19 protein-coding genes and 1 tRNA gene are annotated in these 17,321 nt (G+C 38.3%); 13 read left to right on the forward strand and 7 right to left on the reverse strand.

Annotation, left to right across the window (positions count from 1 at the left end; genetic code table 11):
* Positions 1-130: 130 nt before the first annotated feature.
* Positions 131-1,204 carry a DUF6688 domain-containing protein gene (locus tag E4661_RS10525; RefSeq protein WP_168796362.1) on the forward strand — a complete coding sequence of 358 codons (1,074 nt, stop codon included), beginning with the start codon at positions 131-133 and terminating at the stop codon, positions 1,202-1,204.
* Positions 1,201-1,572: a hypothetical protein gene (locus E4661_RS10530; RefSeq protein ID WP_136467089.1), complete on the forward strand. Its 372-nt coding sequence runs from the start codon at positions 1,201-1,203 to the stop codon at positions 1,570-1,572. The genes E4661_RS10525 and E4661_RS10530 overlap by 4 nt, the downstream gene beginning before the upstream one ends.
* 1,252 nt (positions 1,573-2,824) lie before the next feature.
* On the opposite strand, the gene E4661_RS10535 is transcribed toward E4661_RS10530, so the two are convergent.
* The 5 genes from E4661_RS10535 to tgt all read right to left on the reverse strand — a co-directional run bounded on the left by E4661_RS10535 (position 2,825) and on the right by tgt (position 9,091).
* Positions 2,825-4,129 carry an asparagine synthetase B gene (locus E4661_RS10535; RefSeq protein WP_240751457.1) on the reverse strand — a complete coding sequence of 435 codons (1,305 nt, stop codon included), beginning with the start codon at positions 4,127-4,129 and terminating at the stop codon, positions 2,825-2,827.
* Entirely contained in the window at positions 4,113-5,657 is a 1,545-nt protein-coding gene (gene dnaB / locus E4661_RS10540) for a replicative DNA helicase (protein WP_136467093.1), read from the reverse strand. Before dnaB ends, E4661_RS10535 begins: the two co-directional genes overlap by 17 nt.
* A 167-nt stretch (positions 5,658-5,824) precedes the next feature.
* The gene (locus E4661_RS10545; protein WP_136467095.1) at positions 5,825-6,778 is read right to left on the reverse strand and encodes an acetyl-CoA carboxylase carboxyltransferase subunit alpha; all 954 of its coding nucleotides are present in this window, start codon (positions 6,776-6,778) and stop codon (positions 5,825-5,827) included.
* Between the two features lie 99 nt (positions 6,779-6,877).
* Positions 6,878-7,960: an LptF/LptG family permease gene (locus E4661_RS10550; RefSeq protein ID WP_136467097.1), complete on the reverse strand. Its 1,083-nt coding sequence runs from the start codon at positions 7,958-7,960 to the stop codon at positions 6,878-6,880.
* The gene (gene tgt, locus E4661_RS10555; RefSeq protein ID WP_136467099.1) at positions 7,961-9,091 is read right to left on the reverse strand and encodes a tRNA guanosine(34) transglycosylase Tgt; all 1,131 of its coding nucleotides are present in this window, start codon (positions 9,089-9,091) and stop codon (positions 7,961-7,963) included. It lies immediately after the preceding gene.
* A gap of 157 nt (positions 9,092-9,248) precedes the next feature.
* On the opposite strand from tgt, the gene E4661_RS10560 reads away from it, so the two are divergent.
* From E4661_RS10560 to E4661_RS10570, 3 genes are read left to right on the forward strand one after another with little or no spacing between them, the layout of a single operon-like run.
* Positions 9,249-10,094, forward strand: coding sequence for a transketolase (locus tag E4661_RS10560; protein ID WP_136467430.1), 846 nt, complete (start codon positions 9,249-9,251; stop codon positions 10,092-10,094).
* A gap of 16 nt (positions 10,095-10,110) precedes the next feature.
* Positions 10,111-11,064 carry a transketolase family protein gene (locus tag E4661_RS10565; protein WP_136467101.1) on the forward strand — a complete coding sequence of 318 codons (954 nt, stop codon included), beginning with the start codon at positions 10,111-10,113 and terminating at the stop codon, positions 11,062-11,064.
* Positions 11,065-11,115: 51 nt separating this feature from the next.
* Complete coding sequence (locus tag E4661_RS10570) at positions 11,116-11,745, forward strand: outer membrane beta-barrel protein (protein WP_136467103.1); 630 nt, start codon at positions 11,116-11,118, stop codon at positions 11,743-11,745.
* A 57-nt stretch (positions 11,746-11,802) separates the two neighbouring features.
* Here the strand turns inward: E4661_RS10570 and E4661_RS10575 are convergent, their stop codons facing one another.
* Positions 11,803-12,816, reverse strand: a complete 1,014-nt coding sequence (locus E4661_RS10575) for an FKBP-type peptidyl-prolyl cis-trans isomerase (protein WP_136467105.1) — start codon at positions 12,814-12,816, stop codon at positions 11,803-11,805.
* 79 nt (positions 12,817-12,895) lie between these two features.
* Here E4661_RS10575 and E4661_RS10580 point away from each other — a divergent pair, with 79 nt between their 5' ends.
* Positions 12,896-13,267 carry an RNA-binding S4 domain-containing protein gene (locus E4661_RS10580; protein WP_136467107.1) on the forward strand — a complete coding sequence of 124 codons (372 nt, stop codon included), beginning with the start codon at positions 12,896-12,898 and terminating at the stop codon, positions 13,265-13,267.
* Positions 13,268-13,302: 35 nt separating this feature from the next.
* Positions 13,303-13,800: a phosphoribosyltransferase family protein gene (locus E4661_RS10585; RefSeq protein ID WP_136467109.1), complete on the forward strand. Its 498-nt coding sequence runs from the start codon at positions 13,303-13,305 to the stop codon at positions 13,798-13,800.
* Here the strand turns inward: E4661_RS10585 and E4661_RS10590 are convergent.
* On the reverse strand, positions 13,792-14,307 hold the full coding sequence (locus E4661_RS10590; protein WP_136467111.1) for a shikimate kinase: 516 nt from the start codon (positions 14,305-14,307) through the stop codon (positions 13,792-13,794). The two genes, E4661_RS10585 and E4661_RS10590, sit on opposite strands and share 9 nt — an antisense overlap.
* Positions 14,308-14,424: 117 nt before the next feature.
* Here E4661_RS10590 and E4661_RS10595 point away from each other — a divergent pair.
* The 6 genes from E4661_RS10595 (at position 14,425) to E4661_RS10620 (ending at position 17,049) form a co-directional block, all read left to right on the forward strand.
* Positions 14,425-14,497: transfer RNA gene (locus E4661_RS10595), tRNA-Lys, on the forward strand.
* Between the two features lie 245 nt (positions 14,498-14,742).
* Positions 14,743-14,943 (forward strand): Arm DNA-binding domain-containing protein, encoded by a 201-nt coding sequence (locus E4661_RS10600; RefSeq protein WP_136467112.1) that lies wholly within the window; start codon positions 14,743-14,745, stop codon positions 14,941-14,943.
* A gap of 153 nt (positions 14,944-15,096) precedes the next feature.
* Positions 15,097-15,453, forward strand: a complete 357-nt coding sequence (locus E4661_RS10605; RefSeq protein WP_136467114.1) for a hypothetical protein — start codon at positions 15,097-15,099, stop codon at positions 15,451-15,453.
* 7 nt (positions 15,454-15,460) lie between these two features.
* Entirely contained in the window at positions 15,461-15,886 is a 426-nt protein-coding gene (locus E4661_RS10610) for a hypothetical protein (protein ID WP_136467116.1), read from the forward strand.
* Entirely contained in the window at positions 15,861-16,583 is a 723-nt protein-coding gene (locus tag E4661_RS10615) for a hypothetical protein (RefSeq protein WP_136467118.1), read from the forward strand. The genes E4661_RS10610 and E4661_RS10615 overlap by 26 nt, the downstream gene beginning before the upstream one ends.
* Positions 16,584-16,593: 10 nt before the next feature.
* Positions 16,594-17,049, forward strand: a complete 456-nt coding sequence (locus E4661_RS10620; protein WP_136467120.1) for a hypothetical protein — start codon at positions 16,594-16,596, stop codon at positions 17,047-17,049.
* Positions 17,050-17,321: the final 272 nt, after the last annotated feature.

Raw genomic sequence — 17,321 nt, forward strand, 5'->3', positions numbered from 1 at the left:
TGCAGACTTTTGAGGATTCCATACTTTTAGCAAAAGAAAAGCTCATCGAATACAATGAGCTTAAAGGTTCTTTTCAAGTGTCAGATTAACCACAACTGTCAGGTTAAGTAGTGGCTAGTACAAATAAGCAATGATCGTAATCTTTATATTTTTTCTGCTCATTCTATTTTTCTCCTATTTGGCACTAAAATCCGATGTGTCAATACTCACCATTATCACACTATGGATCCATTTATTGGCATTTCTTGCTTTTGCCTTCTATTTTTTAATGAACAGCAACGAATATAATGTGGCCATAGATATATTGGACGAGGGCTATACCCCCTTCGGTTGGCAACATATTTGGACCTTATTTGCTTTTTATGCGCTGTACCTCATTGCCAAAGGATTGTTATGCTTTAAAAGCAAAACGCTACCCCCACTTACCTGGGTGGTTTGTTATGCGCTGGTTATCATCGGAATCATAATATGCATATTTATCATTGCCCAAACTTCTATCGATTATAAACATGAAATCAATCTGTCAGATGGCCCTCCAGATAAATTCAGCATTACACCTTTCTTTTTTTATCCGTTGGTGACCAGTATAAGCTCTCTTTATGTGTTGTTCAAAAGCTTTGACGCTATAGCAACTCGTTTTGATAATTATGAATACACAAACCCCACTTTAAATTACTTGCATGGAATTCTCTTAAAACGAAAAGCATATCCATTGGCGATCGTGCTATCTATTTTTCCGGTTTTCTTTTTGGTAACGGTAATTTTAATGCTCTTTGGGCAAGATTATGATAGCATGGTAAAAGTGTTCACCGATACCACCACCTGGCGGTTTTCCCAGAAAATGCACCCACCTCTCTTAGATCATCAGGGTCATTATTTATGCACGGTTGCTGCTATAGGATCTCCTAAAATCGTAAAACCGGTTCGAATGGGCACAAGGCACGGAAACCCTATCATAGTAAACAGGCAATTAATGGTTGCGAATGCCTTTGAGGAAGTGATTCAGAAAAATCTTCCAAGACTGCATAAGGTCATCCGTAAAAACTATGACATCTACGGGTACAACCTATCATCAAAAATAAACACGACCAAAAGATCCAATTTGACCTATTTGCTCATGAAGCCTTTGGAATGGTTATTTCTTATTTTTTTATACCTCTTCTGCACGCATCCTGAGGCATTGATAAAAAGGCAATATTCATGAAAAATGGAAAAACAATTTTGTTTGCAATCATTCTTATAAGCTTATTAGGAGCAGGGCACGCGATAATAGAATACATCAAAAAAAGTAATCGAAAAAAATATAATGCAACCAAAGCCTGTGAAAATGTGGAGTTGGAATATTGCAAAGCAATTTTTAACATAGGAGACTCCTACTCAGTTTTTGAAAAAAAGCGTGAAGATATGGGTATTGCAATATTCAGAGAATGGAAAAATGAGGACACAAGATTCATTAAAATAAAAGATGTTTTAAAAGAATGTCCACTTTCAGGAAGGCCATATTGTGGCATAATCATCCTATTTAAGCAAAACAAACTAACCAATATTAGTGCGGGGTATCCTTGCCATTAATCCGTCAACTCAAAAGGGCCGTCCGTCAATTTGACTCAGATTTTAAAGTTTAAATTTAAGAACTTCATATGTCTATCGAGAGTTTGTTTCAAATCATAGATTATTAAGATGAGCCAAATCTTAAAGCACGTTTTATTAAGAGTTTTAGTATTTATAATACTAGTGTTTAGTTCCGTAATTATTGGTTTATCCACATTAAATCCTAGCAGAAGATGTGGTACTGGTGATGTACTTAGCATTATTCCGTGGTTTTTGATGTTTTATGCCTTTTGGTCTTTTGGCTTATTAGGTGAAATATTCTTTCTACAAAAAAGAAAACAGATAACAAAGAGAAATAGTAACCTGATTATGGTTCTTTCACTCCCTACTTTCTTTATCCTTCTTTGGGTTTATTTTAAAATAATGAATTAATGGGTAGGCGTAATAATAGTATAGGCAAGATGCCTACAAATGTATTTTCTTCCTCCGTGGGGTTTTTATAGTGCTTACAATTGGATGTTTTGTGTCTAAAAAAATCAATGTAAACCCAAGGTATGAGGTTGGGCAAAAAATAGACAGCTTAAACAATGTTATGGTATTCTATAATGGAGGGGTTGGAAATGTTAAAGGACCGAAACTTATGGAGGAGGCATATAATCTTGAGTTAAAATGACAATGCGGTTAATCAATAAAAAAGTCTTGAAATTTCTTTGTATAGTAACATTAATAATGTTTTTGATGAAACTATTCTTAGTCATTATAAGGCTTCATGGAGACACCACAGTTTTTTTATGCTTTAAAAACAATTTGGTACAGGAAAATATTATGTTAAATAATGTTGATGGAATAAATGGTTATATTCTATATAGTGATGAGAATGAGTTATTTGGTGAAAAATTCATGAAGTGTATTTTTAAAATCCCTTATTGGGTTTATATAATAAGTATTCTTATGTATTGTTTGTTGTTATTAAAGAAAAAAAATTAATCATAAGTGAAAGGTTGTTAACCTTAAATTGATTAAAACAATAAATTATGAGCAAGCTCATATACACTTTAACCACCGAAATAGAACCTTACTACAGGCTATAGAAGAGCCATTAGAGTTAGCATTAGCAATCCCAAAAGTTACCAAGGTAGAACAAGACTCATAAGAATAAGAGTATTTTAAAGAGTTAGTTAATGAGCAGACAATAATAGTATAAGCAGATGCTTACAAGTACAAAAATGATTTGAATTTGATGGCTTTGGTCAATTACAAGTTATGTAATGGATTAAGTCTTCTGCTTCTTTTTCCTTGCAGCTGGAAACAACACATTATTTAAAATAAGGCGGTATCCCGGCGAAGTCGGATGCAGTTCCAATTCGGTTTTGGGGTCCCCTACTCTATGCTGGTAATCTTCGGGATCGTGCCCGCCATAAAAAGTAAAGAAGCCCTTCCCTTTTATACCGTGGATATATCGCGCTTCGCTGTTAAGTTTGTTTTCTCCCAAAACCATGACCGTTGGCTTCACCTCATCACGAGTAAAGGCTGTGGTCTGCCCCATAAACCCTTTTACCAAACTGGTGTGGTTTTGCGTTAGCATAGTGGGTACGGGATCCCACTTGGCCGAAAACTCCATCAACGAAAAATAATCCGATTCTTTGGGAACACCTCTCCGTTTATTGGTCATATCAATCGAAGAAAACTCATATCGCAATGGATTGCGCTCCAAAATAAAATCGGTAAAAGCAAATGTTCTGCTAAAATCCAATTTCCCTTGATAATTGGCATCTGAGGGGTCACCATCGAACATGGGCTCACAGATATCAACACCTTCCGAGGCAAGCGCAATATCAAAACTATCGGTAGCGGAACACATGGCGAACATAAACCCACCACCAATCACATAATTTCTGATTTTTAAGGCAACCGCTCTTTTTTGCTCAGACACTTTAGAATACCCAAGCTTTGTAGCCAATGCTTCGGCTTGTTTTTTACCCTCTATATACCAAGGTGCTGCCCGATATGCGCCATAGAATTTACCATATTGCCCGGTAAAGTCTTCATGATGCAAGTGCAACCAATCGTAAAGTGCCAATTTATTGTCCAGTACCTCTTCATCATAAATGGTTACATAAGGAATTTCGGCGTAAGTCAATACCATAGTTACGGCATCATCCCACGGTTGATTTCCCTTTGGGGAATAGACAGCAATCTTTGGTGCCTTTTCCAATATGACCGCTTCTTGGTTTTGCGAAGGGCTGCTGATTCCGTCTAAAATAGATTCTGCTTTGGCATCTGATAATACCTCGAAAGAAACCCCGCGTATCTGGCATTCTTTTCTAATAGATTCTCCATCTGGCAATAAAAAGGAGCCTCCTCTATAGTTCAACAGCCATTGTACTTTTTGTTGTTTGGTCAACACCCAATAGGTAATACCGTATGCCTTCAAATGGTTTTTCTGGCTTTCGGCATCCATCGGAACAAGGATTACTGAAGCTGTAGTTTTAAGAACAAATAAAAAAACAAAAATAAAAGTGAGATTTCTCGCTTTCGCTCGAAATGACAAAGTAAAGTTCTTAAAAAGGTACGTCATTATCCGGGTCATCGTCGCTGTTCATTGTACTGCCAAAAGCCTCATCGGCACTGGGCAGACTTGGTGGCGCAAAGGGGTTTTCCTCATCCGCATTCATTTTAGATTGGAATTCGAATGGAGAATCAAAGTCATCCAAGTTATCAAATTTACCTAGAGCCCCAATGAACTTTAACCTAATATTCTCTAATCCACCATTACGGTGTTTGGCAACAATAAATTCTGCTTGACCTTGTGTAGGAGTACGTTCTTCGTCATCCCATTCATCAATTTTGTAGTATTCAGGGCGATAAATGAACGATACAATATCAGCATCCTGCTCAATAGCTCCAGATTCCCTTAAATCCGATAGAATCGGCCGCTTGCTTCCTCCCCTCGTTTCCACTGCTCTGGAAAGCTGGGACAGTGCAATCACGGGAACATTCAATTCCTTTGCCAACGCTTTTAGGTTTCGTGAAATGGTAGAAATCTCTTGTTCGCGATTACCTCCTTTTTGACTTCCCCCCGCGGTCATTAACTGCAAATAATCTATGATTATCAGCTGTATTCCATGTTGGGATGCCAATCTTCGTGCTTTTGCCCTGAGGTCAAAAATGGACAGGGATGGAGTATCATCAATAAATAAAGGGGCCTTTTCCAAAGCCTTCACCTTTACGTTCAACTGCTCCCATTCGTGTTTTTCCAATTTACCGGTACGCAGTTTTTCGGAAGAAAGCCCTGTTTCAGAAGAAATCAACCTTGTAATCAATTGAACGGATGACATTTCCAAAGAAAAGAACGCAACTGGAATCCCTGAGTTAACGGCTATATTCCGTGCCATGGAAAGCGTTAATGCTGTTTTACCCATACCAGGCCTTGCAGCAACAATGACCAAATCACTGGGTTGCCACCCTGATGTTAGCTTATCCAATTTGTCAAATCCCGAAGGAATTCCACTTGTACCCTCCTTGTTTGAAATTTCCTCTATTTTTTTCTTGGCCTGAATAACCAAATCCAAAGCGGTTTCGGCTGATCGTTTCAAATTACCTTGGGTGACCTCGTACAGTTTCGCTTCGGCACTATCCAACAAATCAAATACATCCGTGGATTCATCGTAAGCATCTTCAATTATCTCGTTCGAAATTTTAATTAAACTTCGTTGGATGTATTTTTGAAGAATGATACGCGCATGGAACTCAATATGCGCCGATGAAGCTACTTTTTGGGTCAGTTTTATGAGATAAAAATCCCCACCTGAAGCTTCTAACTTACCATCTTTCTTTAATTGGGAAGAAACGGTTAATAAATCCACAGGTTCCGATGATTCAAACAATTTGAAGATAGCATCGTAAATAAATCTATGGGCATCTTTATAAAAAACATCGGGATGTAAGATATCTATTACCTCATCCACACCTTTTTTGTCAATCATCATCGCACCAAGCACAACTTCCTCTAAATCAACAGCTTGAGGGGGAATTTTACCATGCTCTAAAGTAATGAGCGTGGACTTGTCAACTTTATGACCTACAACAGGGCTTGGTTTGTCCATAAGTGCGAATGTAGCTAATTAACCTTTAGTTAACTTTAATTTTAAGGAACTCGATGTTCACAGGTCTTCAACAAAGTTACTGTTGAAAACTCATAAAGCTTGTTAACAACGTAAAAATGTTTGAAGAAAAAATCTAATAAAAAAGAATGACCGCTGAAAAACCCTAATTATCCGTTGAAGACACCCATTGAGGCATATTTTTCCATTCTTGTTTTCACCAATTCTTTTGGTGATAACTTTTTGAGTTCCTCAAAATGAGCGGAAATTTTATTCTTTACGGTCTCGAAAGTTTTTTCTCTATTGGTATGTGCCCCACCCAATGGTTCACGCACAATTTCATCTACCAACTTTTGCTTTTTCATATCAGTCGCGGTAAGTTTCAAGGCTTCTGCAGCTTGCTCTTTGAATTCCCAACTACGCCATAATATAGAGGAGCAAGATTCAGGTGAAATAACCGAATACCATGTATTTTCAAGCATCAAAACAGTGTCGCCCACTCCTATGCCCAAAGCACCGCCAGAAGCTCCTTCACCAATAATTACAACAATAATCGGCACCTTAAGACGGGTCATTTCCAAAATGTTTCTTGCAATAGCTTCACCTTGGCCTCTCTCCTCAGCTTCAATACCTGGGTAAGCTCCAGGAGTATCAATAAAGCACACTACAGGGATTCCAAACTTTTCTGCGGATTTCATCAAGCGAAGTGCTTTGCGATACCCTTCTGGATTGGCCATACCAAAATTTCGGTATTGTCTTGTTTTGGTATTGTAACCCTTTTGTTGCCCGATAAACATATAGCTTTGGTCTCCTATCTTTCCAAGACCGCCTATCATTGCCTTATCATCCTTTACATTTCTATCGCCATATAGCTCTAAAAAGGTATCACCACAAATCGCATTGATGTAATCCATGGTATACGGCCTGTTAGGATGTCTTGACAGTTGCACCTTCTGCCAAGCGGTAAGGTTCTTATAGATATCCTTGCGCGTTTCGTCAAGTTTCTTTTCAATTTGCTGACAGGTCTCACTGACGTCAACGTCACTTTCCTCTCCTATGACCATGCATTTTTGCAATTGGTCCTCTAGCTCTTTTATGGGAAGTTCAAAATCGAGATACTCCATGTAAAGTTGATTTCAGGTTGATATCAAAATATAGTGGGGACAAATATAAAACTTTACACCACACTCATAAAAACTTGATGCATTAAAAATATTGTCTATTTACCGCTTCGCTTTCATAAGCATATATACTGCGAATGCGCCGAAAATAAGATTAGGAATGACCACCGCAAGCAAAGGTGAAAAACCAGATTGCTCTGCCAAAGTACCAAATACCTTATCAAAGAATATGTAAATAAAGGCCACACCTATACCAAAAGCAAGATTCAGCCCCATTCCCCCCCTGCGTTTTACGGAAGAAACGGCAACCGCAATGATCGTAAGGATGAACGCAGCAATGGGCAAAGCCCATCTTTTATACTTCACCAAAATATATGTATTGATGTTGGAAGCGCCTTTTCGTTTTTGGTCATCTATGAACTCATTGAGTTCAAAAAGGTTTTTTGTCTCGGCAACATACGAAACCGGAGTAAGGTCCTCTATTTTAAAGGTGAACAATGTATCCAATCTTCTTTTCCTTTGAACAACTTCTACATCTCCTCTAAGCTTTCGCTTTACGTAGTTGGTCAATCTGTATATGCTATCCTTTTCTACCCATCGAATACTCTTTGCTGAAATTTTCCATTCCAGTTTTTTGTCTTGGTCAAAGCGTTCATATGTGAAATCCTTTCCATTTTTTCGATTGGGATCAAAACTGCTCACATATAGATAGTCATTATCATTTAACTGGTTGAAGATGTTACTTGTTTCTTGAACCTTCCTTCCCTTTTTAAAATACTTATATTCAAATTCATTGAAACCAATACTGGCATGAGGAACTATAAACATTCCCATTAGAAAAATAAGTATCGCAACCAGCGTTGCACCCACTAAATAAGGTCTAAGAAAACGCCAATACGAAACCCCAGAACTCAAAACTGCGACAATCTCTGTATTACTCGCTAATTTTGAAGTAAAAAAGATTATGGACAGGAACAAAAATATAGGAAGTAACAGGTTTCCGATTACTAAGGTAAAATTGCCATAAAACACAATAACTTCTGATAAAGGAGCTTCATTATCGATAATTTTGCCCACCTTTTCCGCCAAGTTGGCCATAATCCCGATGGGAACGAAAAGCATGAGCATTCCTAAAAAGGTAATCAAATAGCGTTTTAAGATGTATTTATCGAGTATCGTGAACATTTACAATCTTTTGTCCATTTGTTTTACCATTTTTGTCTTCCATTCATGAAAATCCCCCGCTAAAATACGTTCTCTTGCTGTACGTACCAACCAAAGGTAAAATCCGAGATTATGGATAGTAGCGATTTGCTTGCCCAGATATTCATTGGCAGCAAAAAGGTGACGTAAATAAGCTTTAGTATATTCGGTATCCACGAAAGTGATGCCCATTTCATCTATGGGAGAAAAATCAGCTTCCCACTTTTTGTTTTTGATGTTGATGGTACCATGAGCTGTGAACAACATTCCATTTCTAGCATTTCGGGTGGGCATTACACAATCGAACATATCAACCCCCAAGGCAATATTTTCCAATATGTTGATTGGTGTACCGACCCCCATGAGGTATCTTGGTTTATCTTCTGGTAGAATATCACATACAATTTCGGTCATAGCGTACATTTCTTCCGCCGGTTCTCCTACAGAAAGCCCACCAATGGCATTACCCTCTGCCCCTACTCCTGCAATGTATTCTGCCGATTGTTTCCTTAAATCTTTATATGTAGAGCCTTGAACAATAGGAAAAAAACTCTGCGAGTATCCATATTTAAAAGGTAGTTTCTCCAAATGGGATATGCACCTCTCCAACCATCTATGGGTCATATGCATGGATCGCTTGGCATAATTGTAATCGCAGGGATAAGGAGTACATTCATCGAAAGCCATGATGATATCCGCACCTATGGTGCGCTGGATTTCCATGACATTTTCGGGAGTAAAAAAGTGTCTTGATCCATCAATATGGGATTTGAACTTAACCCCTTCTTCTTGTATTTTACGGTTATCAGAAAGCGAATATACTTGGTAGCCTCCGCTATCGGTCAAAATATTCCTATCCCAACCCATGAACTTATGCAATCCTCCAGCCTTTTCCATAATCTCCATTCCGGGTCGGAGGTATAAATGATAGGTATTCCCTAAAATGATATCAGGGTTGATTTCCTCCTTCAACTCACGCTGGTGCACTCCTTTTACAGAGGCTACCGTTCCCACGGGCATAAAAATTGGGGTCTGTATTGTTCCATGATCGGTAACCATCTCACCAGCCCTGGCTTTGCTCTGATTATCCTTCTTTACTAATGTAAACTTCAACCTGTACTTTTAAAACCGCAAATATAGCTATCTGATTCCCAGAAAGCCTTAACAAAAAAATAAAGTTTAACTGTTAAAAAGCATTTCGTAAAATAATGTGTTAGTGCTTGTGTAGCAGAACGATTGCCGTTACTTTTGCCTCCATAAATTAAATATGATGCCAAACAGTAAAGAATTACAGGATTTAGTAATCCAAGTTAGAAGGGACATTTTACGGATGGTCCACAAGGTGAATTCGGGTCACCCTGGGGGGTCTTTGGGTTGTACCGAGTTTTTTGTTGCCCTTTACAATGAAATTATGGATTTGAAGGAAGGATTTGATATGGACGGACATGGTGAAGATGTTTTTTTCCTGTCCAATGGCCACATCTCTCCTGTTTTTTATAGCGTATTGGCACGAAGAGGATATTTTCCTGTTGATGAATTAAACACCTTTAGACTTATCAACTCCCGATTGCAAGGTCACCCAACGACCCACGAAGGTCTTCCCGGAGTTAGAATTGCTTCTGGTTCTTTGGGGCAAGGTATGTCGGTTGCTATCGGGGCGGCATTGACCAAAAAGTTGAATGGTGATGATCATTTAGTCTACAGTTTGCATGGAGATGGAGAATTGCAAGAAGGTCAAAATTGGGAGGCCATTATGTATGCCGCTGGGAAAAAGGTCGATAATCTAATTGCCACTATTGACCGAAACGGACAGCAAATTGACGGTTCCACCGAAGATGTAATGCCTTTGGGTGATGTTGCCGAAAAGTTCAAAGTTTTTGGATGGGATGTCATGGAAATTGAAAATGGAAATAATCTAGATCAGGTCATTGCAGGATTGAACGAAGCCAAAAGTAGAACTGGAAAAGGCAAACCTGTTTGCGTGGTCATGACCACTGAAATGGGCAATGGTGTGGATTTTATGATGCACACCCATGCTTGGCACGGCAAGGCGCCCAGTGATGAACAATTGGCCACGGCACTTGACCAAAACCCTGAAACTTTAGGTGATTATTAATTTTTAAGCAACAGACATGACCAAATATACAGATCAAGGAAAAAAAGATACCCGAAGTGGATTCGGAGCAGGAATGACCGAATTGGGAAGAACCAATCCTAATGTTGTGGCGCTATGCGCCGACCTAGTTGGTTCTTTAAAACTGGAAACTTTTATTGAAGAAAATCCGGAACGCTTCTTCCAAGTTGGGATTGCTGAAGCAAACATGATCGGAATCGCAGCAGGTTTAACTGTAGGTGGAAAAATTCCGTTTACCAGCACATTTGCCAATTTCTCTACAGGGAGAGTGTACGACCAAATCCGCCAATCCGTAGCCTATTCCGATAAGAATGTCAAAATATGTGCTTCACATGCCGGACTTACCCTTGGAGAAGATGGGGCTACGCACCAAATATTGGAGGATATCGGTTTGATGAAAATGCTTCCTGGCATGACCGTCATCAACCCTTGCGATTTTAACCAGACCAAAGCGGCGACCATTGCTATTGCAGAACATGAAGGTCCCGTTTATTTACGATTCGGAAGACCCAAAGTAGCAAACTTTACCCCTGCCGACCAAAAATTTGAAATTGGGAAAGCATTAATGTTGAACGAAGGTACTGATGTGACCATTATCGCTACAGGACATTTAGTTTGGGAATCATTACTTGCGGCCGAAGCTTTAGAAAGTCAAGGTATTTCTGCTGAGGTAGTCAACATCCACACCATAAAACCTTTGGATGATGAGGCTATTTTGGCATCTGTAAAGAAAACAGGATGCGTGGTTACCGCAGAAGAGCATAATTATCTCGGAGGGCTTGGAGAAAGTGTTGCCCGTGTATTGGCAAGTCATCTTCCCGCACCTCAAGAATTTGTAGCCACTAAAGACACCTTTGGGGAAAGCGGAACCCCAGATCAGTTGATGGAGAAATACGGATTAAACAATAAAGCCATCCAAGAAGCCGTTTTAAAAGTGTTGAAACGAAAATAGATTTTTCGGTATCATATTTGATATTTCTACAATCAATTAAACGAAACACTTATGAAGAAAACACTTCTAATGGCAGCCTTTGCCCTAATGGGAACTGCTGCATTCGCCCAAAGTGGTACAGGATGGGGAATCAAGGGAGGACTTAGTTACAACAAGAACGGTGACTTGATTCAAACTGTGAGCAACTCTGCACAAAATGTTGTAGAGGGTGCCGAAGGTAAAACCGGATACCATTTCGGTTTGTGGGGAAAACTAGATTTCCCTAAAATGTACATTCGTCCAGAACTAGTGTACACCAAAACCAAGAGTTCTTATAACCTTAATAATGCTACTAACGATTATGATCTTTCCAAGTTGGATCTTCCAGTACTTATTGGGGTTAAAATTATAGGGCCTTTGCACGTTTTTGCCGGACCTGCTTTTCAATATGTTTTGGACAATGATCTTGGCGACTTAAGAGTTCAAGATGTAGAAAATGATTTTTCCGTTGGATTAAATGCTGGTGTAGGCGTCAATCTGGGAAGAATTGGATTGGATGTTCGCTATGAGCGCGGATTTTCAGAAAATGAAGCTAGGTTCATAGGCAACAACATTACCAATGTAGAAGGGCGGGTAGACTCTAGACCTTCGCAAATAATATTTGCGTTATCCCTAAAACTCAGTGGAAGTAATCGCAGATAAAAAAAGAAATGATTTTTAATAAAAAAGCCACCTTTTAGGTGGCTTTTTCTTTGTTTTTTAATTTACATCAGGATCCAAATAATCAGGAGTACCGTCATTATTTGAATCAGGGTAAGGGATTATGATGTTGCCATTGTCGTCGGATATTTCATTTCTAGTAGATACACCATCACCATCATCATCCGCATCCTGAAAATTTGCAAATCTTACCGTAAGTCTAGCATCAATCTCATCTTGCAAATCGGTATTATCATCATATAGGTAACCATTTCCATTGACATCCTCTTCAATAGAAGGGATACCGTCGCCATCGTGATCAGTTCTGTTCAAAGTAAACAAGTCTACAGTAAACATGAGCGGAGCATACTGCGGTATTGCTCCCTGCGCCCTATTAAAAGTTGCCAAACCAGAAGGCATAATAATCAAACCAACCCCATAATCTTCAACGGTTACTGTACCGTCTCCATTATCTATTATGTTATTTCCCTTTATAAAATTTGGAACTCCTTCCGCAAATCCTCTAAATCCTTGGGTAAGATCTTGTAACCTTGCCAAATCAAACCATATAGGATTGTTTAAAGAAGCATCAAACGATGTTCCATTCAAAAGCTTTCCTTCATAACGTACAAAAACAGAATCAGCAACAGTAGGAAAGCAATCCTCACAGCTTTTCTGCTCACGTATCTCCTTAAGCTCCTCCGTAGTAGGCCTAGCAGAAATATAATAAAGTGTATGGACAATGTCTGTTTCTTCCTCGCTTAATAAATGCTCAGATGAAGAAACTTTGATTTCTTTACTGCCCACGAAGTCAGACATTGGTTTTTTATCAGAATTTTCACCAGCTATAGTGTCAATCTTAATTCTATAATCAAAACCGGCAGGAGGGTTCTGAAATTCCTCATAGTTATAAAAATGAGTTTCTAGAAACTCTCTGATTTCCTCGTCATCCTCAATGGCCACATCTGCCAGTAATCTAGGTGGGATTACCTCAAGTCCTCCCCCATTGTCATCATTGTTACAAGAGCTGAACAATGCCACTACCAACAACAAACTAAAAATGCCGTACTTCATTTAACTATATAATTTAGCTGCGCAAGATACAATTTTCCGTTATTTTTGTGTATTGCGTTAACAAAGATTTGCAGAGTTTATGCGCATAGACAAATACCTTTGGTGTATTAGATACTTTAAAACAAGAAACGTTGCCACAAATGCTGTTAAAAAAGGGCATGTGAAAGTAAATGGTAGCACTGTGAAACCCTCTAGGGAGATATTTCCTATGGACAAAATAGTCATAAGGAAAAACCAAATAGATTACCAACTTGTTGTTTTGGATATTCCGGAGAGCCGTGTCGGGGCTAAATTGGTTGATATGTATCGGAAGGATACCACCCCCAAAGAGGCTTTCGAGCACACCGAATTGCTCAAATTTGCTAAAGATCATTACCGTAAAAAAGGAATGGGTCGCCCCACAAAAAAAGACCGCAGGGATATTGATGGTTATTTGGACGAATCGGAATGATCTGTTTTTTATCTTTGAACCAATAAGCACTTCTTATGGTAAACCGAATCCTGACCCACGAACAAATACAGCATAAGGTAAAACGAATAGCCCATCAAATTTACGAAGCCAATGTGGATGAGGAAGAGATTGTGGTTGCCGGTATTGACGGAGGTGGCCTAAATTTTGCCAAGAAAATAGCGACGGTCCTTAAAAAAATCACTGAAGCCGAAATTGTGCTTTGCAGGCTTACTATGGATAAAAAGAATCCATTAAAAAGTGGGGTAAATACTTCTATTGAGGAGGCCGACTACAAAAATAAATCCATTGTGCTGGTTGACGACGTACTGAATTCTGGAACCACGCTAATATATGGCGTTCATCATTTTCTTAAAACCCCGATTAAACAGCTAAAAACTGCCGTTCTGGTCAACAGGAACCACAAAAAATACCCTATTAAGGCCGACTATAAAGGCATTTCCCTTTCCACTTCACTAAATGAACACATTCGGGTGGAGTTCCAAACCAAGAACGATGCTGTTTATTTAGAGTAGAAGCTGATTAATTTCTTCAACTACTTCTTCTAAAGATTTGTTGTCACAATTTACCGTGTGCTGCGCTTGCGTATAAAATTGTCTTCTTTCAAAAAGGTGCTTCCCGATAAACTCCGGAAGTTCCTCATTTGTCAAGTTTTTAACCAAAGGCCTACTTTTCTTTTCTTTACTAATTCTGTCCACAAGAGCTGGAATCGATAAGCTGAGATAAATGGAATGGTCAGCTGTCCCAAGTATAGTGCCCATATTATTGCTATAGCATGGTGTGCCCCCACCTGTGGAAAGGAGTACCGATTCTTGCTCAGTTAAAACCTTGGACAACATTTCGTGTTCTAGCTTTCTAAAGAAAATCTCACCTTTTTCAGAAAAAATTTCGGGAATGGATTTTTCTTGCTGCTGCTCTATGTACTCGTCTAAATCTATAAATGGAATATCTAACTTGTTGGACAACAGCCTTCCAACCGACGACTTTCCACTAGCCATATAACCTACCAAAACTACTTTCATTTATAAGATTTAAAAGTGATTTCAAAAAAACACAAATTTATCATTATTTGGGCTTGCCAAATAAATTATTGGGCTTATATTTGCACCCGCTTACGCAGATTAGTGGGGCGTTTTTTTGACCTGATAGCTCAGTTGGTAGAGCATCTCCCTTTTAAGGAGAGGGTCCTGGGTTCGAGCCCCAGTCAGGTCACTGGATAGAAAAACAAATTTTAACAAAACCTTGCTAAATATATGATTGGCAAGGTTTTGTGATTTTTGGACAATCATAAAATTTGATTCGATTTGGTTTTAAAGGTTCACAAATCGTCAACACTTTTACAAAATCGTCAACAAAACGTCAACACATTTTGATTTGATGATCTAAAAACCAAGAAACCTGCAAAGTTGATTTGGCTTTTGTCTTTAACAAATGTTCAATTTTAAAAGACGACAACTATGCGCACTTCTTCAACATTTTCAATCCTTTTTTGGGTATATTCCCAAAGGGTCGACAACAACGCTACAAAAATTTATCTACGGATTACCCTTAACGGAAAACGGGCCAATATCAGCCTGAAGCAAAAGGTCGATATAGACCATTGGGATGCCAAGAGGCAAAAAGCAAAGGGCAATGGTGCAAAATCAATCATTACTTAGATGAAGTAAAATCAGACCTGGTTTCTCTTTTGTTTGATGGAATGGATGGTATTTTAGAGAAAATTCCTCTTTGTCCTTATTTCATTTGATATTTTCAATGGAACTGGCGCAACCCATGAGCCACTATTATATCTTAAAAAAAACGATTTGGTCATGGTCAAAAATATACTAGTTTTTATGGTCCTGTGCATTTTACTCCTTAGTTGCACAAAAGAGGACATTCCAAATTCTTTGGACTTGGGCGTATGGATTTCGCTGGACAAAAAAGATACTTTGGATTTTAAGACGGAAAACCATTTTCTAAGGTCAAATGAATTTATGACCAGTGATAATTATGATTATAGCCTGAACAAGGATTCAATCACGATTGGATATAGGGGCAAAATGTTCGTTGGTGTCCAGCCCACAACCCATAACTATTCACTTCAGAACAATATACTTACAATTGACTTTACCAACGAACAATGTTATGGGTTTGACAGAGAAGTTATATATTATCAAAAACAATAATATTCCTATGAAAAAGATATTGGCTCTCATAACGACTTTATGTCTTGCAGTTGGATGTTCAAACAATGATGATAACGAAACACCAACAGACTGTGACTTTAGAACATTGGTAAGTTCCGAACAATTTGATAATGCACCTTCTGATGAATTGGAAATCATGGACTTGGACATAAATGGGGATTGTTTAAAAATCACCTTTGCTTCAGGTGGCTGTGATGGGGATAGTTGGGAACTGAAGTTGATAGCCTCACAAGCTGTTACATTACCGAATACACCTCGAAGGAGGATAAGGCTATCGTTAAGGAACGAGGAACTTTGCGAAGCATATATCACCAAAGAATCAACGTTCGATATTTCAAATCTACAGGTTGGAGGTAATCAAGTCAGATTGATTATTGCAAATTCTGATGAAAGCATCTTGTACCAATATTAAAACAACAAACAGCATTGTGAGGAATTATATACTAATTGTAATAATCGGTACTTTCCTAATCAGTTGCTCAAATGATGATGGAACGAACCTTGACCAAAACAGTTGTGATTTTATAAATTTCAAATATTACAATGGGGCAAAGGATATTTTGGGGGACATGTCAAACGAATTTATCCTAATTGCAATTGACACTAGTTTTAACGATAATGAAATCGAAAAGTTTATTGCAACCATCGATGTTGTTGACCAAAACTATGACTACACAGTTCAAACCATTGCAAAATATAAGTTCAAGGAGATACCGTTAAAGTTCAATACTTCTAAAAGTTGTGAGGAAATAACCGAAATAATCTCGGATTTGAACAAAAATGAAATCATTTCCTATACACATTTCACAATGGACACCAATGACTGTAACAATGCAATTTGGGAATCAATGGGGGATTTATGCATAAATAGTTATGGTAGTAGTTTCTTTGTGAAGGTGTTTGATGAAAACGATTTGTCGGACTTGACCCAGATGGTAAGTGAAACCAAGACTGAATTGGTAGAACAGAATCAATTTATGGAAAAGTGGTTTGAGCTAAGAGCTACTAAAAAATCAAATGGAGATGGATTGGCCATGGCCAACTATTTCCATGAATCTGGGCTTTTTGAATATAGTGAACCAGATATTTCAAAATATCCTTTGGAATAATATACGAATTATGACCAAAAATATCCTTGCTTTAATAATGATTACATGTCTTTCCATAGGGTGTTCAAATAATGGGGAAGAAGATTCAAATGGAGATTTTCCAAATACCATTCTTGCAAGAACTTTTCAGATAAACACTCCCGAAGGATGGGAACTGGTCGAAGACCAAGGTATAGATACTTACATTGGTAGAATTAAAAATGATAATTTGACAATCTTCTTTGACCAAGGCCTCTTAAGTTTCGGTCGTTTGGAGGATGTCGAGGAAACCTCAGAGACCATCTATTTCAGAAGATTGACCATAAAGGGAGTTCCTGCAATAGTTCACAAAGAGAACCGTACAGATGCGGACACAAGGTTGTCAGTTTATTTGGATAACGGTGAGGAACAGAACAGGTTGTACATACTGGATTCCGACAATGATGATTTCTTTATTGCCATGTTCAAGACCCATAAATTCTTATAGGCTTAAGCCCATATCCACAAGAAAGGTTTGAAAATCCACCAACCATATTGTCGTGAACCCATCATTTTTTTAAGACACCCGCCTATCCAGTTCGAGGCTTCCAATATTTCAAAATCCACTCTTTTTGATTTCAAAGCATCTCCAAAATTAGAAGCGTCGGGTGTTCCATAAATTTTCTTCTACCCATATTTTTGTTTTAATAGATAAAAAGAGTAATGATAAAATAAATCGCTACAGGAAATTTGTGCTTGCGAAACAGAATCTCTTTAAAA

The organism is Flagellimonas onchidii (assembly GCF_004804315.1).
GTDB lineage: Bacteria > Bacteroidota > Bacteroidia > Flavobacteriales > Flavobacteriaceae > Flagellimonas > Flagellimonas onchidii.

What these genes read in the sequence shown, in the direction of transcription:
- E4661_RS10525 (WP_168796362.1), top strand. Translation starts at nt 131, where the DNA reads ATGATCGTAATCTTTATATTTTTTCTGCTCATTCTATTTTTCTCCTAT.
- E4661_RS10530 (WP_136467089.1), top strand. Translation starts at nt 1,201, where the DNA reads ATGAAAAATGGAAAAACAATTTTGTTTGCAATCATTCTTATAAGCTTA.
- E4661_RS10535 (WP_240751457.1), bottom strand. Translation starts at nt 4,129, where the DNA reads ATGACGTACCTTTTTAAGAACTTTACTTTGTCATTTCGAGCGAAAGCG.
- dnaB (WP_136467093.1), bottom strand. Translation starts at nt 5,657, where the DNA reads ATGGACAAACCAAGCCCTGTTGTAGGTCATAAAGTTGACAAGTCCACG.
- E4661_RS10545 (WP_136467095.1), bottom strand. Translation starts at nt 6,778, where the DNA reads ATGGAGTATCTCGATTTTGAACTTCCCATAAAAGAGCTAGAGGACCAA.
- E4661_RS10550 (WP_136467097.1), bottom strand. Translation starts at nt 7,960, where the DNA reads ATGTTCACGATACTCGATAAATACATCTTAAAACGCTATTTGATTACC.
- E4661_RS10560 (WP_136467430.1), top strand. Translation starts at nt 9,249, where the DNA reads ATGCCAAACAGTAAAGAATTACAGGATTTAGTAATCCAAGTTAGAAGG.
- E4661_RS10565 (WP_136467101.1), top strand. Translation starts at nt 10,111, where the DNA reads ATGACCAAATATACAGATCAAGGAAAAAAAGATACCCGAAGTGGATTC.
- E4661_RS10570 (WP_136467103.1), top strand. Translation starts at nt 11,116, where the DNA reads ATGAAGAAAACACTTCTAATGGCAGCCTTTGCCCTAATGGGAACTGCT.
- E4661_RS10575 (WP_136467105.1), bottom strand. Translation starts at nt 12,816, where the DNA reads ATGAAGTACGGCATTTTTAGTTTGTTGTTGGTAGTGGCATTGTTCAGC.
- E4661_RS10580 (WP_136467107.1), top strand. Translation starts at nt 12,896, where the DNA reads ATGCGCATAGACAAATACCTTTGGTGTATTAGATACTTTAAAACAAGA.
- E4661_RS10585 (WP_136467109.1), top strand. Translation starts at nt 13,303, where the DNA reads ATGGTAAACCGAATCCTGACCCACGAACAAATACAGCATAAGGTAAAA.
- E4661_RS10590 (WP_136467111.1), bottom strand. Translation starts at nt 14,307, where the DNA reads ATGAAAGTAGTTTTGGTAGGTTATATGGCTAGTGGAAAGTCGTCGGTT.
- E4661_RS10600 (WP_136467112.1), top strand. Translation starts at nt 14,743, where the DNA reads ATGCGCACTTCTTCAACATTTTCAATCCTTTTTTGGGTATATTCCCAA.
- E4661_RS10605 (WP_136467114.1), top strand. Translation starts at nt 15,097, where the DNA reads ATGGTCAAAAATATACTAGTTTTTATGGTCCTGTGCATTTTACTCCTT.
- E4661_RS10610 (WP_136467116.1), top strand. Translation starts at nt 15,461, where the DNA reads ATGAAAAAGATATTGGCTCTCATAACGACTTTATGTCTTGCAGTTGGA.
- E4661_RS10615 (WP_136467118.1), top strand. Translation starts at nt 15,861, where the DNA reads ATGAAAGCATCTTGTACCAATATTAAAACAACAAACAGCATTGTGAGG.
- E4661_RS10620 (WP_136467120.1), top strand. Translation starts at nt 16,594, where the DNA reads ATGACCAAAAATATCCTTGCTTTAATAATGATTACATGTCTTTCCATA.